This window comes from Caballeronia temeraria (assembly GCF_001544795.2).
GTDB lineage: Bacteria > Pseudomonadota > Gammaproteobacteria > Burkholderiales > Burkholderiaceae > Caballeronia > Caballeronia temeraria.
On the sequence record NZ_FCOI02000011.1, the window covers coordinates 215,536 to 230,264 of the forward strand.

Sequence of the window (14,729 nt, forward strand, 5' to 3'; positions counted from 1 at the left end):
CCATCATGCAAATCTTGCATAACGTTGGGGAGCGTTAAGCGGCGGGCTTCCCCGTCGATGCCTTCAGCAACTCTTCGCTGACCGCGTCCCAGAGCGCGCGCATCAATGCCTGACGCGGCTCTTCGCCTTGCGCGGCGAGCTTGTCGCGATAGAGGCGGATTTCCATTGTCAGCGTGAACTGGCCGGCGGGCGTGCCCCGCGTGCCGCGATCGAGGCGCACGAGCCGCCCTTCCTCCACCGCATCCTCGACGGCGCTGTGCGGCAGGAACGCGATGCCATGACCGGCGAGCGCCATCGCCTTCAGTCCTTCGGCCATGTCGGTTTCATAGACCTTGTCGAGATGCAGGCGCGCCGGCGCGGTCGCGATGATGACTTCCGTCATGCGCCCGAGATACGCATTAGGCGTGTACGACAGATACGGCACCGGCGACTCGGCCGTCGCGGACAACGAAAAGCGCGCGCGTCCGCCTTTGGTGACGGCGGAGAACGGGCTGATCGGCTCGGCGCCGAGCGTGAGCATGTCGTAGCGCGCGGGATCGAGCGCGACCGGATGACTCGGATGGTGATAGCCCATCACGAGATCGACACCGCCTTCGACGAGCGAGAGCACCGCATCGTGCACATTGAGCGCGCGCAGCCGCGTGCGGATGCGCCCGAGCCGCGCCTCGATGTGTTCGAGCCAGCGCGGAAAGTATGTGAGCGAGAGCGTATGCGGCACCGCGAACTCGATGGTCGCCGACGGCACGCCGCCCTGCCCGCGCAACAGCGTGCGCGCTTCGTGGAACTGCGAGAGCATCGCGAGCGCCTGCTCGTAGAACACATTGCCGGCTTGCGTGAGCCGCGTCGGATAGACGGACCGGTCGATAAGCTCCGTGCCGAGCCACGCTTCGAGCGCCTGAATGCGGCGCGAAAACGCGGGCTGCGTGATGTGCCTCAGTTCAGCCGAGCGACTGAAGCTGCGCGTCTCCGCGAGCGACACGAAGTCTTCCAGCCATTTCAGTTCCATGCGATGTCGGGCGCGCGCGGCGCTTTTCGGCAAAGAACGCATTCTAGCGGGCGCATGAACCCCGCGAAGGCGCGCCGCACCATTCGCATGCGAAACGCGCACGGGCGCGGTGCCGGCGCTTTCGGGGACGGCGGACGTCACGCGCGCTCGAATCCCGCGTCCACGCGCGCTCTACGCGATGCATCGAATAAACATGCATTCCATTGGCATGATGCTTGCAGTTTTCCGGGCCGTCGCGCGCTCATCGAGGACGCGTGCCTAAAACGGAACCCACAATGTCCAATCTGATCGCATCGCTCAAGAGCGGGAACTGGCGCTCGCTGCTGGCCTGTTTCCTTTACTTCGATACGGGGTTCACCGTCTGGGTGCTGTACGGGCCGCTCGCGCCGTTCATCGGGCGCGACGTGACGATGTCGGCCGCGCAGCAAGGCTTTCTCGTCGCGGTGCCGGTGCTGGCGGCGGCGATCCTGCGCGTGACGCTCGGCAACCTGTATCAATCGACCGATGGACGGCGCGTCGCGTTGATGGGCGTCGTGCTCTCGTCGATTCCGTCGATCGTGCTGCCGCTTCTGCCCGGCGTGCCGTCGTATGCGTTGCTGCTCGTGCTCGGCGTGTTCCTCGGCATGGGCGGCGCGAGCTTCGCGGTCGCGCTGCCGATGGCCGGCAGCAACTATCCGCCGAAGGTGCAGGGCCTCGTGCTGGGTCTGGCTGCGGCGGGCAACATCGGCGCGGTGCTCGACGGCTTCCTGTTCCCGCATCTCGCCGATGCCTTCGGCTGGCAGATGTCGACCGCCGCCGCGCTGCCCTTGCTCGCGATCACGGGCGTCGCGCTCTTTGCGTGGGCCTCCGATGCGGGCGAGAAAACCGGCAGCGCGATGCGCGCGCTGTCGAGCTTCGTGGTGACGCTCGCGAGCCTGATCGTGCTCGTGCTCGCGGTGAATGCCGGCCTGTTCGGCGGCGGCAAGGCGGGCGTGCTGCTCTTGCCGGTGATCGGCGCGCTGATCGCGATCGCGGTGCTGCCGCGGCGCTATCGGTCGGTGCTCGGCGAGCGCGATACGTGGGTCATCATGCTGATCTACAGCATCACGTTCGGCGGCTTCGTCGGCATGTCGTCGTATGTGACGCTGCTGCTCACGTCGCTGTATCAGATGCCGAAGCTCGAAGCGGGTCTCTTCATGTCGCTGCTCGCGTTTCTCGGCGCGATCGTGCGGCCGTTCGGCGGTTATGTCGCCGATCGCATCACTGGCGTGCGGGCGCTGCTCGTGCTGCTCGCGGTGATCGCCATCGGCGACTTCGCGTTCGCGATCTGGATGCCGCCGGTCGCCGGCGGCGTCGCGATTCTGGTTTGCCTCTATCTCGCGTTCGGCCTCGGCAATGGCTCGACGTTCCAGCTCGTGCCGCATCGCTGGAAGGGCAAGACGGGACTGCTGTCGGGAATCGTGGGTGCTGCGGGCGGCATTGGCGGGTTCTATCTGCCGGTGATCATGGGCATTGCGAAGGAAAGCACCGGCAGCTATCAGATGGGCTTCGCGACCTTCGGCGTGCTCGCGACCTGCGCGTTTGGCGCGTTGTTCGTGCTGCGCGGACAGTGGCTGAGCTGGTCGTCGACGGCTTCGCAATCGCATGATGGCGTCGCGATCGGCGGCGCGCACGCGATGGAGTGAGGCGGCGCGTCATTCGCCCAGTGCCGCCAGCGCCGTCTCACCCTCGCTGGAACTGGCGGCCCGCTGCTGCTGCAACGCCCACATCTGCGAGAACAACCCGCCCGCGCGCAGCAGCTCCGCATGCGTGCCGCGCTCCACGATGCGCCCGTGATCCATCACGATGATCTGCTGCGCATGCACGACGGTCGACAGCCGATGCGCGATGATGAGCGTCGTCCTCTCGCGCGCGATCGAATCCAGCTCGTGCTGAATGGCGCGTTCGGATTTCGAATCGAGCGCGGACGTGGCTTCGTCGAAGATCAGGATCGGCGGGTTCTTCAACAGCGTGCGCGCGATCGCGACGCGCTGCTTCTCGCCGCCCGACAACTTCAGCCCGCGCTCGCCGACCGGCGTGTCATAGCCCGCCGGCAACGCCTCGATGAAGTCGTGAATATGCGCCGCGCGTGCCGCCGCGATCACTTCCTCGCGGCTCGCGGAAGGACGGCCGTACGCGATGTTGTAGTAGATCGAATCGTTGAAGAGCACGGTGTCCTGCGGCACGATGCCGATCGCCGCGCGCAACGAATCCTGCGTCACATCGCGAATGTCCTGCCCGTCGATGCGAATGCCGCCGCCCTGCGCGCGATCGAGATCGTAGAAGCGAAAGAGCAGACGGCCGAGCGTCGACTTGCCCGAACCGCTATGCCCGACGACCGCCGTCGTCGTGCCCGCGGGAATCGTGAAATCGACGCCGTGGAGAATCTGCCGCGCCTTCTCGTACGAGAAGCTCACGTTCTCGAAGCGCACTTCGCCGCCGCGCACCGCGAGCGCCGGCGCATTCGGCGCATCGGGCACTTCGCGGCCCGCGCCGAGCAGCGTGAACATGCGGTCCATGTCGGTGAGCGCCTGCTTCAGCTCCCGATACACCACGCCCAGAAAATTCAGCGGAATGTAGAGCTGCAGCATGAACGTATTGATGAGCACGAGATCGCCGAGCGTGAGACGCCCCGCCATCACGCCCTGCGTCGCGCGCCACAGAATGAAAACGAGCCCGACGCCGATGATCGTCTGCTGCCCGAAGTTCAGCATCGACAACGAGCGCTGCGACTTGATCGCGGCCGCGCGATATCGCTTGAGGTTTTCATCGTAACGGCGCGTTTCCCACTCTTCGTTGCCGAAGTACTTCACGGTCTCGTAGTTGAGCAGCGAATCGATCGCGCGCGAATTCGCCTTCGAATCGAGCTCGTTCATCGTGCGGCGAAAGTGCGTGCGCCACTCCGTCACCTTCACCGTGAACACGATATACGTGACGAGCGCAACGAACGTGACGATCGCGTAATACGCCTCGTACCTGGTCACGAAGAACGCAAGCACGAGCCCGACCTCGACGAGCGTCGGCAGGATGCTGTAGAGCGAATACGACACGAGCTGCTGGATGCCGCGCGTGCCGCGTTCGATATCGCGCGACATGCCGCCCGTCTGCCGCTCCAGATGAAAGCGCAGCGACAGCGAATGCAGATGCCGGAACACTTGCAGCGCGAGTTGCCGCACCGCGCTCTCGGTGACCTTCGCGAAAAGCAGCTCGCGCAATTCGGTGAAGAGCGATGTCGACAGCCGCACGACCGCATACGCGACGACGAGCAGCCCGATGCCGCCGATCAGCACGACGCCCGGCGCATCGTTGGCGCGTCCGAGCGCGGTGAGATGCTGCACGGAGGCGAGTCCGTCGACGATGCGCTTCATCACGATCGGCACGCCGAGATTCGCCACCTTCGCGCCGATGAGACACGTCAGCGCGAACGCGACGCGCCATTTGTACGTGGTGAGATAAGGCAGCAGCGAGCGGATCGTCTGCCAGTCGTTGCGCGGGCCGTGCTGCGCGGGCCCGGGCTCTGCATTGGGGAAGCGGCGCATGAGTTCGTATCGTTCGAGCGCGTCGCGCGAACGGAGTCGGGCGCGGCGTGGGGATGTTTTTATCGTGGACACGGGCGCAGGTCTGCGTGCCTGCTTTCCCGTACAATTTACTGCAAGCCCCGGCGTGATCGAGGTCTTTGCCTCGCGCGACTGGGCTCATTCATAAATATGCATTGTCGCAGAAGGTTCAAGGGGCCGCTCGCGCCCGCCAGCCTTCCGCCGCCTTGCGAACCGGAACGCCTCCCATGACAGACCATCCCAATCTTCCCGAGAAACACGTCGCGCTGCGCGTCGTGCCGCAGCCCGCCGACGCCAACGTCCACGGCGACGTCTTCGGCGGATGGATCATGGCGCAGGTCGATATCGCCGGCTCCATTCCTGCGAGCCGCCGCGCGAACGGCCGCGTCGCGACCGTCGCGGTGAATTCGTTCCTGTTCAAGCATCCGGTGTTCGTCGGCGACCTGCTGAGTTTTTACGCCGATATCGTCAAGACGGGCAATACGTCCGTCACCGTCGCGGTCGAAGTCTGGGCGCAGCGCATGAACCTCGCCGAAGAAGTCGTCAAGGTGACGGAAGCGACGCTCACCTATGTCGCGACCGACCGCGACCGCCGCCCGCGCGTGCTGCCGTCGATCGACTGACGGCGCGCGTTCATCGGCTCATTCATCGGCTCATTCATCGGCTCATTCATCGGCTCATTCATCGGCTCATTCATCGGCTCATTCATCGGCTCAGTGAGGCAGCACGCCCTGCTGCAGGAGGCCGGGGATCGCCTCGTGCGGCATCGGGCGCGAGAAGAGATAGCCCTGCATTTCGTCGCAGTCGCGCTCGCGCAGGAAGTCGTGCTGCGCGTGCGTTTCGACGCCCTCGGCGATCACCTGCAACTCCAGCGAATGCGCGAGCGCGATGATCGCCGACGTGATGGTTTCATCGTCGCCCGATGAACCGATATCCGCCACGAACGAGCGATCGATCTTCAGCCGATGCACCGGAAAGCGCTTGAGATACGACAGGCTCGAATAGCCGGTGCCGAAGTCGTCGATCGCAATGCCGATGCCGAGCGCCGATAGCTCCGAGAGCATCGTGATCGCTTCCTCGGCGTTGCGCATGATCGCGCTTTCGGTGAGTTCGAGTTCGAGATAGCGCGGCGCAAGCCCGGTCTCGTCGAGCACGGACGTCACGAGCCGGGCGATGTCGCGCTGCTGGAAATGCCGCGCCGACAGATTCACCGACACGCGCGCCGGCGGCAGTCCGGCATCCTGCCACGCCTTGTTCTGCCGGCACGCTTCGCGCAGCACCCACTCCGACAGCGGCCCGATCAGCCCGCTCTCCTCCGCCACCGGAATGAACGACGCCGGTGACACGAGTCCTTGCTCCGGATCGTGCCAGCGCACGAGCGCCTCGATGCCGACGATCTGGCGCGTCGACATGTCGACCTGCGGCTGATAGTGCAGCAGGAATTCGCCGTCGCGCAGCGCGCGCCGCAAACGCCGCTCGAGATTCATGCGCGCGCCGACGCTCGCGTTCATCTCCGGCTGATAGAACTGATAGTTGTTGCGGCCCATGTCCTTCGCGCGATACATCGCGAGGTCGGCCTTCTTCATCACGGTTTCGGCATCGTCGCCGTCTTGCGGATAGAGACTCGCGCCCATGCTGCACCCGACGTACAACTCGGTATCGTCGAGCCATACGGGTTCGGAGATCGCCGCGCGCGTGCGCTCCATCCACACGATGAGACCGGCTTCGTCGGTGATATCCGTCAGCACGACGACGAACTCGTCGCCGCCGTGACGCGCGACCGTATCGCTCGAACGCGCCGAACGCGCGAGCCGCTCGCCGATCACCGCGAGCAGACGGTCGCCGACGCTGTGGCCGAGACTGTCGTTGACGTTCTTGAAGCCGTCGAGATCCATGAACACGACGGCGATCTTCGACTCGCGCCGCCGCGCCGTCTCGATCGCATGTTGCAGACGGTCCTTCAGCAGATTGCGGTTCGGCAGGCGCGTGAGCGTGTCGTAATTCGCCTGATATTCGAGCTCTTCCTGATACCGCATGAGATCGGTCACGTCATTGATGATACCGATGTGATGCGTCGTCATGCCTTGCGCGTCCGGCACCGGCGCGACGAAAAGCTGGTTCCAGAAGAGCGCGCCGTCCTTGCGATAGTTGCGCACCACGACGCTCGCCTCCATGTTCGCGGCGAGCGCGCGGCGGATCGACGTGAGCCCTTCCTGATCGCCGTCCGGGCCGTGCAGGAAGCGGCAATCCTGGCCGATCACCTCGCTCGGGTCGTAACCCGTGATGCGCTTGAACGCCGCATTCGCGTACTCGATCACGTTCGCGCCATCGACCACGCCGGTGATCAGAATCGCGTTCACGCTCGCGTCGAGCGCGCGGCTTTGCAGACGCAGCGCGAGTTCGGCGCGCTTGCGATCGGTGACGTCGTGATACGAACCCAGCACGCCGATGGTCTGCCCTTCGCCGTCGAGCAACGGCAGCTTGCTCGTGACGACGGTGCGCAACTGGTCGCCCATCACGATGTCGCGTTCGTAGTGCATCTTCGGCACGGTCGTGACGATGACCTCTTCGTCGTCCGCGCGCACGACATCCGCGAGCCCGCCCCACGGCAGCTCATAGTCCGTCTTGCCGATCACCTGTTCGTTGTACGCGAGACCCGCATCGCGCGCGAACGCGTTGTTGCAGCCGAGATAGCGCAGCTCGCGGTCCTTCCAGAACACGCGCTGCGGAATGTTGTCGATGACCGCTTCGAGCATCTCGTTCGACCGGCGCGCTTCGGCTTCGGCGTGGATGCGGTCGGTCACGTCGTTCGCCAGCATGAAGATGCCTGGCCGGTTCGAATAGTTGAGCGAGTGATGCGACACGTCCGCGCCGACGATCGATCCGTCCTTGCAGCGATAGCGCCACACGCCCGCCGATCCCTGCCGCGACGCCGCACGCTCGCCCCGCTCGCCGCCTTCGCCTCCGCTGCGCGCGAGCCGCGCCGCGAAGCTGTCGAAGTCGTCGGCATGGTGCAGATCGCGCAGCGTCATGTTCATGAACTCCGGCTCGTTGAAGCCGAAGTGCTCGATCGCGGCCTGATTCACCGCGACGAAGCGCATCGTCTCGCGATCGACGATCCACATCGGCACCGGATGCGCCTCGAACATGCCGCGAAAGCGCTCGTTGCTGCGCTGTCTCGCGCGCACGACGCCGAGCTTCTCGCGCGATTGCCGCTCGTGGCTCGCGAACAGATAGATCAGCACGGCGCTGCCGGCGAGCATCGTGAAGACGAGCAGCAGCATCGCGCCGCTCGATGCCTGCGCGGACTGGTCGAGCGCGCCGATCGTCGCGTTGTCGATGCGCGCGCGCATGGCCGCAAGCTCTTCGTCGACGCCCTGCTGGTCTTCGCCGAGCGTGACGAACGTGGCGTCGGCCCAGGCGCGGGATTCGCCGGGACGCGCGTTCTTCGTGCGGGCGAAGGCAAGATCGGCGTCGTGGCGCATCACGGCGGCGCGGGCGGCAAGCGCATCGAACGAGCCGGTCATGCCGGGCTCCATCGCGAATTGCGCGCGCAGGCCGCTTTCGAGCGCGTCGAGATGCGCCACGCGTTCCTGATGCCCCGCGTCGGTATCCGCGACGCCGGTCGCTTCGAAGCGGCTCAGTTGCGTCAGCGATTCACCGAGCGTGCTGCGATACGCCGCGAGATCGCGCAGCAGGCTCATCGAGCGCAGCGTGCGCGCGTCGCTTTCGCGCAGCCCGCCGATCCGCTCGCAGGCGACGAACGCGTTCGCGCCGAGTGCGGCCAGTACCACGGCAATATTGACGAGCAGACCTCTGGAGAGGAGTCGAGTCATGAGCGGCGGGCTTATCCCTTTGATGCGCGCTGGGCGCACATCGGAGCGAGGCGCGGCGTGGCAAAACGGCTCCACGCCCGATTAATGGATAACGCCCATTAACGGCACCGCTCGCCCCACATTTAGGGCTAACCCGCAAATAATCCGACTAAAGCGCCCGCTTAACGTTTGCGGGCCACCCGCTCACTCCGCGAGGCCGAACTCTTTCATGGCCGGGAGGAAGTCGTGATTGACCTTGTCCGTGTTGCGCGAGAGCTTCGCGAGCGCGTAACGCTGAAAGCGATCGAGCTTGCCCCAGCGGTCCAGACTCGGCGCGCTGACGCCGGACAGGCTGCTCTGCCGGATCACGGTTTCGGGCACGGCGTCCGCGTGCATCCAGACCGGATCGGGGTCGCGTTCGATCTTCTCGGGCGCGGCATTCGCGTGCGTCTTCAGCATCTCTTCGAGCGCGAGATCGAAGTTCTTTTCGAGCTCGGCTTCTTCTTCGATCGGAAAACGCGCCAGCAACGCGCGATCTTCGTAAGGAAGCTGCTGCCACTCGTCAAGCGAGATGCGCATGCCGAAACGGTCGAGATTGAAGCGCACGGCAAGCGGGATGAAGCGCAGATTGTCAGAGGATTCGACTTCGAATCCGAAGAGACGCGCGGCGTCGTAAAGTCCCATAGCGAAGCCTCGTTGGATTGAAGAGGGAGTGCGCGACGCGCATCGCCCGCTTAAGTTATTGTAGGGCCTTGGATCTGGCTGGAACCATTGCAATCTAGCCGCTGTTCGCGCCGCGAAGCGTGCGAACAGCAACGATAGGCAGCAAATCACATACCCGACTTTACTCGAAGTGAGCGGTCAGGAGCATTGAAGTGGATCAACTCGAAACCGACGATCAACCCGGCTTCGTCGAGCGACACGTACGCCGGCATCGCAGGAACGAAGTCGCGATCGCCGCGGATAACGTCGGTCAGGAATGGCCCGTCGCGCTCGTGTTCAACGGCATCTCGCACGCGGTGATGATGTGCACGCCCCGCGATCTCGAAGCGTTCGCGGTGGGCTTCTCGCTGACGGAAGGCATCGTCGGGCGTGGCAGCGATATCCACGATATCGAAGTCTATTTCCGCGATGACGGCGTCGCGCTGCCGCATGCCGAAGTGCATCTGCAGGTCGTGCAGCAGGCGTTCATGGCGCTGAAGGGCAAGCGGCGCGCGCTCGCCGGGCGCACGGGTTGCGGCGTGTGCGGCATCGAAAGCATCGACTTGCTGGATCTTCAGCCCGAACGCGTGCCGGACACGGGCTTTCTGAATCGCCTCGCGCCCGATGCGATCGAGCGCGCCGCGCGCGAACTGCCCGCGCATCAGCAATTGACGAAGCTCACGGGCGGCCTGCACGCTGCCGCATGGTGCGACGAAACCGGCGCCGTGCGCTACGCCTTTGAGGATGTCGGACGGCATAACGCGCTCGACAAACTCATCGGCCAGTTGATTCTGCGCCGCGAAGACACGACGCAAGGCTTCGTGTTCCTGTCGAGCCGCGCGAGCTATGAACTCGTGCGCAAGTCCGCGCGCGTCGGCGTGCCGATGATCGCGACGATCTCCGCGCCGACCTCGCTCGCCATCGCGATCGCGAAGCAGGCGGCCTTGCGGCTCGTCAGCTTCGCGCGCGAAAACAGCTTCGTCGAATACGACGTCGATTGACGCCGCTCATTCGAACTTGCTGAAGTCCGGCTTGCGCTTCTCGAAGAACGCCTGAAACGCCTCGCGCGCTTCGGGCGCGACGAGCATCCGAGAAAAGTGCGCGGCTTCGTCTTCCATCCGCGCGCCCACTTCATGCGCCTCTCCGCCCTTCATCAGCGACTTGGTCACGCGCAGCGACGACGCCGGCAGAAGCGCGAGCCGTTTCGCCTTGTCGAACGCGTGGGCGTCGAGTTCGGCGGCATCGATCGCGCCGTTGACGAAGCCCATGCCGATCGCTTCGGTCACGTCGAACGCTTCGCCGAGCAGCAGCTTTTCCGCCGCGCGCTGATAACCCGCCGTGCGCGGCAGCAGCAAACTCGATGCCGCTTCCGGACACAAGCCCAGCTGCGAGAACGGCAGCGAGAACTTCGCGTTCGGGCTCGCGTAGACGATGTCGCAATGCAGGAGCATGGTCGTGCCGATGCCGACCGCCGTGCCCGCGACCGCCGCGACGATCGGCTTCGGAAACGCGCTGATGCGCCGCAGAAACTGGAACACGGGCGCGTCGAGTCCCTTTGGCGGATCGTTCAGGAAGTCCTCGAGATCGTTGCCTGCGCTGAACGTCGTGCCGACGGCGCGAATCAGCACCGCGCGCACGGTCGCGTCCATCTCGGCTTCGTAGAGGCCGTCGGCCATTTCCTGATACATCGCCGCGGTGATCGCGTTCTTCTTTTCCGGACGATTGAGCACGATGCTCAACACGCCGTCCGCGCGTTCGATCTGAATCTCCATCCGCTGTCTCCTTGTGTTCGCGTCCGCACGCCGTCACGACGCGCGGACGCGTTCGATCAAAGCCGCTCGATGATGCCCGCCGCGCCCATGCCTGTGCCGACGCACATCGTGACCATGCCGTACTTGAGATTGCGACGACGCAAGCCGTGCACGACCGTCGATGCGCGGATCGCGCCCGTCGCGCCGAGCGGATGGCCGAGCGCGATCGCGCCGCCGAGCGGATTGACCTTGGACGTATCGAGTCCGAGATCGCCGATCACCGCGAGCGCTTGCGCCGCGAACGCTTCGTTCAGCTCGATCCAGTCGAGATCGTCCTGCTTCAGCCCGGCGGCTTTCAACGCGGCCGGAATCGCTTCCTTCGGCCCGATGCCCATGATTTCCGGCGGCACGCCGCGCACCGCGAAGCTCACGAAGCGCGCGAGCGGCGTGAGGTTGAACTGCTTCAGGATCTTTTCCGACACGACGATCAACGCGCCCGCGCCGTCCGACGTCTGCGAGCTGTTGCCCGCCGTCACCGAGCCTTTGTTCGCGAACACGGGACGCAGCTTCGCGAGACCTTCGACGGACGTCTCCGCGCGCGGACCTTCGTCGAACGCGATCTCGCGCGCATTCACGCGCACTTCGCCCGATGCGAGATCGGGAAAGCGCTCGTTGAGCGTGAACGCCGCGATTTCATCGGCGAATTCGCCCGCCTGTTGCGCCGCGAGCGCACGGCGATGCGATTCCGCCGCGAACGCGTCCTGCGCCTCGCGGCTCACTTTCCAGCGCTCCGCGACGCGCTCCGCCGTCAGCCCCATGCCGTATGCGATGCCGACATCCTCATTGCGATCGAAGATGTGCGGCGACAGCGACGGCTTGTTGCCCATCATCGGCACCATGCTCATCGATTCGCAGCCGCCCGCGATCATCGCATCGGCTTCACCGACGCGGATGCGGTCCGCCGCCATCGCGAGCGCCGTCAGTCCCGATGCGCAGAAGCGGTTCACCGTGACGCCGCCGACGGTATTCGGCAAGCCCGCGAGCAACGCGCCCATGCGCGCGACGTTCAGCCCTTGCTCGGCTTCGGGGATCGCGCAGCCGACGATCGCGTCTTCGATCACGCTCGTGTCGAGTCCCGGCACTTGCGCGACCGCCGATCTAATCGCGTGGACGAGCAGTTCGTCCGGGCGCGTGTTCCTGAAGACACCGCGCGGCGCCTTGCCGATCGGCGCGCGGCTCGCGGCGACGATGTATGCGTCTTGAAGTTGCTTTGTCATTTGATGGTCCTCAGTTGCGCACCGGTTTGCCCGTTTGCAGCATGCCCATGATCCGTTCCTGCGTCTTTTGCGTGCCGAGCAGTTCGACGAACGCGCGGCGCTCGAGGGCGAGCAGCCATTCTTCATCGACGAGACTGCCTGCTTCGACATCCCCGCCGCACACTGCTTCGGCGATACGGCTCGCGATCAGGAAATCGTGATCGCTGATGAAGCGACCGTCGCGCATGTTGACGAGCGACGCCTTGATCGTCGAGATCGCCGAGCGGCCCGCGACCGGCACCTGCTTCACGCGCAACGGCGGCCGATATCCCGATGCGGCGAGCGCGCGCGCTTCCTTCTTCGCGATGTCGAGCAGTTCGTGCACGTTGAAGACGATCGTGTCGGATGGCTTCAGATAGCCCATCGCGCGGGCATCGAATGCGGAGGACGAGACTTTCGCCATCGCCGCGTTTTCGAACGGTTTCTGCAGGAACTTGAGCAGATCGCTGGTGGCGTTGACGGCGCTCGCCGCTTCCGCCGCGCGCAGTGCCGCTTCCTTAAGACCGCCGCCCGCCGGCACGAGACCGACGCCCACTTCGACGAGACCGATATAGCTCTCGACATGCGCGACGCGTTTGGCCGAATGCAGCAGCAATTCGCAGCCGCCGCCGAGCGCGATGCCCGACACCGCCGACACGACCGGCACGTTCGCGTACTTCACGCGCATCATGCCTTGCTGGAATGTCTTCACGAACGGCTCGATGCCTTTCGCCCCGCCCATCATGAAGGCGGGCATGGCTTCTTCGAGATTCGCGCCCGCCGAGAACGGGCCGCCCGGCGCGCCGAGTTGCAGCGAGGTCGGCTGCCAGATCACGACGCCGCGGTATTCCTTCTCCGCGAGCTCGATGGCTTGCGTGAGGCCGTCGATGACACCCGGACCGATGGTGTTCATCTTCGACTTGAACGAGACGATCACGACATCGCCTTGATCGTCGTCGAGCCACGCGCGCACGTTCTCGGTTTCGAAGAGCGTCTTGCCGTAGGTCTTGGGATCGGCGCCCGTCTCACCGACGAGCGGCGCGCGGAACACCTGCTTCTGATACACGGGCAACGTCGAGCGCGGTTCGAAGCGGCGCGCGGAAGGCGACCACGAGCCTTCGTTCGTGTGCACGCCGTTCTTCTCGGCGACGGGACCGTCGAGCACCCACGCGGGCAGCGGCGCGTTCGAGAGCGTCTTGCCTGCATCGATATCTTCCTGCACCCACTTTGCGATCTGTTGCCAGCCCGCGGCCTGCCAGCTCTCGAACGGACCCTGATTCCAGCCGAAGCCCCAGCGGATAGCGAGATCGACGTCGCGCGCGTTGTCCGCGATCGATTCGAGATGCACCGCGATGTAATGGAACACGTCGCGGAAGATTGCCCAGAGGAACTGCGCCTGTTTGTTATCGGTTTCGCGCAGCAGCTTGAAGCGCTCGGCGGGCGGACGCTTCAGAATGCGGCCGATGAGTTCGTCGGCCTTCGCGCCGCCATCGACATAGGAAGCGGTCTTCGCATCGAGAACCTTGATCGCCTTGCCTTCCTTGCGATAAAAGCCCGCGCCCGTCTTCTGGCCCAGCGCGCCGTTCTTGACCAGTGCTTCGAGCACCGGGGGCGTCTTGTAGACGGAGAAGAACGGATCGTCGGGCAGGTTGTCCTGCATCGTCTTGATGACGTGCGCCATGGTGTCGAGACCGACGACATCGGCTGTGCGGAACGTCGCCGACTTGGCGCGGCCGAGACGCGCGCCGGTGAGATCGTCGACTTCGTCGAAGCGCAGGCCGAACTTTTCGGCTTCGGCGATCACGGCGAGAATCGAAAACACGCCGACGCGATTCGCGATGAAGTTGGGCGTGTCTTTCGCCCGCACGACGCCTTTGCCGATCACGCTCGTCAGGAACGTTTCGAGTTGATCGAGGATTTCGGGCTTCGTGGCCGAGGTCGGGATCAGTTCGACCAGATGCATGTAGCGCGGCGGATTGAAGAAGTGCACGCCGCAGAAGCGCGACTTCAGTTCATCGGAGAAGCCGTTCGACAGTTCCGTGATCGACAGACCCGACGTGTTGCTGGCGAAGATCGCGTGCGGCGCGATGTGCGGCGAGACTTTTTTGTAGAGATCGTGCTTCCAGTCCATGCGCTCGGCGATGGCTTCGATGACGAGATCGCATTCCTTCAGCTTCTCGATGTCGTCGTCGTAGTTCGCGGGCTCGATGAATTGCGCGTCGTCCTTCACGCCGAACGGTGCGGGCGACAGCTTCTTCAGGTTCTCGATGGCCTTCAGCGCGATGCCGTTCTTCGGACCTTCCTTGGCTGGAAGGTCGAAGAGCATGACCGGGACGCGGGCGTTGATCAGATGCGCGGCGATCTGCGCGCCCATCACGCCCGCGCCGAGCACGGCGACTTTCTTGATGTTCAGGGTGCTCACGGTTTGGTTCACTCCGGGGTTTGTTTCGTTTTTGGGTTTTTTTGCGGGAAGCTTGAATTCGTGTCGGTCTATTTGCGCTGCCCCTATGCGGGGCGGCAGTCACTTTCTTTGCTGCTGCAAAGAAAGTAACCAAAGAAAGCAGCTCGATACGCCCGCGGTCACA

10 protein-coding genes are annotated in these 14,729 nt (G+C 64.6%); 3 read left to right on the forward strand and 7 right to left on the reverse strand.

Features of this window, described 5'->3' with window-relative positions; all coding sequences use genetic code 11:
• Positions 1-34: 34 nt before the first annotated feature.
• Entirely contained in the window at positions 35-1,006 is a 972-nt protein-coding gene (locus tag AWB76_RS18125) for a LysR substrate-binding domain-containing protein (protein ID WP_061161534.1), read from the reverse strand.
• A gap of 275 nt (positions 1,007-1,281) precedes the next feature.
• Between AWB76_RS18125 and AWB76_RS18130 the strand changes: the two genes are divergently transcribed.
• The gene (locus AWB76_RS18130) at positions 1,282-2,670 is read left to right on the forward strand and encodes an MFS transporter (RefSeq protein ID WP_061161506.1); all 1,389 of its coding nucleotides are present in this window, start codon (positions 1,282-1,284) and stop codon (positions 2,668-2,670) included.
• Positions 2,671-2,679: 9 nt separating this feature from the next.
• Here AWB76_RS18130 and AWB76_RS18135 read toward each other — a convergent pair whose 3' ends face one another.
• Complete coding sequence (locus AWB76_RS18135; RefSeq protein WP_061161507.1) at positions 2,680-4,563, reverse strand: ABCB family ABC transporter ATP-binding protein/permease; 1,884 nt, start codon at positions 4,561-4,563, stop codon at positions 2,680-2,682.
• A 245-nt stretch (positions 4,564-4,808) separates the two neighbouring features.
• On the opposite strand from AWB76_RS18135, the gene AWB76_RS18140 reads away from it, so the two are divergent.
• Entirely contained in the window at positions 4,809-5,204 is a 396-nt protein-coding gene (locus AWB76_RS18140) for an acyl-CoA thioesterase (RefSeq protein ID WP_061161508.1), read from the forward strand.
• A gap of 90 nt (positions 5,205-5,294) precedes the next feature.
• Here the strand turns inward: AWB76_RS18140 and AWB76_RS18145 are convergent, their stop codons facing one another.
• Both AWB76_RS18145 and AWB76_RS18150 read right to left on the reverse strand, forming a co-directional pair.
• Complete coding sequence (locus AWB76_RS18145) at positions 5,295-8,417, reverse strand: sensor domain-containing protein (protein ID WP_061161509.1); 3,123 nt, start codon at positions 8,415-8,417, stop codon at positions 5,295-5,297.
• Positions 8,418-8,600: 183 nt separating this feature from the next.
• A complete protein-coding gene (locus tag AWB76_RS18150; RefSeq protein ID WP_061161510.1) occupies positions 8,601-9,080 on the reverse strand; it encodes a nitrate reductase associated protein in 480 nt (159 codons plus the stop codon).
• A gap of 191 nt (positions 9,081-9,271) precedes the next feature.
• On the opposite strand from AWB76_RS18150, the gene fdhD reads away from it, so the two are divergent.
• Positions 9,272-10,099, forward strand: coding sequence for a formate dehydrogenase accessory sulfurtransferase FdhD (fdhD, locus tag AWB76_RS18155; protein WP_061161511.1), 828 nt, complete (start codon positions 9,272-9,274; stop codon positions 10,097-10,099).
• A 6-nt stretch (positions 10,100-10,105) separates the two neighbouring features.
• On the opposite strand, the gene AWB76_RS18160 is transcribed toward fdhD, so the two are convergent.
• From AWB76_RS18160 to AWB76_RS18170, 3 genes are read right to left on the reverse strand one after another with little or no spacing between them, the layout of a single operon-like run.
• Positions 10,106-10,870, reverse strand: coding sequence for an enoyl-CoA hydratase (locus AWB76_RS18160; RefSeq protein ID WP_061161512.1), 765 nt, complete (start codon positions 10,868-10,870; stop codon positions 10,106-10,108).
• 56 nt (positions 10,871-10,926) lie between these two features.
• On the reverse strand, positions 10,927-12,126 hold the full coding sequence (locus AWB76_RS18165; RefSeq protein WP_061161513.1) for an acetyl-CoA C-acyltransferase: 1,200 nt from the start codon (positions 12,124-12,126) through the stop codon (positions 10,927-10,929).
• Between the two features lie 10 nt (positions 12,127-12,136).
• Positions 12,137-14,566 carry a 3-hydroxyacyl-CoA dehydrogenase/enoyl-CoA hydratase family protein gene (locus AWB76_RS18170; RefSeq protein ID WP_061161535.1) on the reverse strand — a complete coding sequence of 810 codons (2,430 nt, stop codon included), beginning with the start codon at positions 14,564-14,566 and terminating at the stop codon, positions 12,137-12,139.
• Positions 14,567-14,729: the final 163 nt, after the last annotated feature.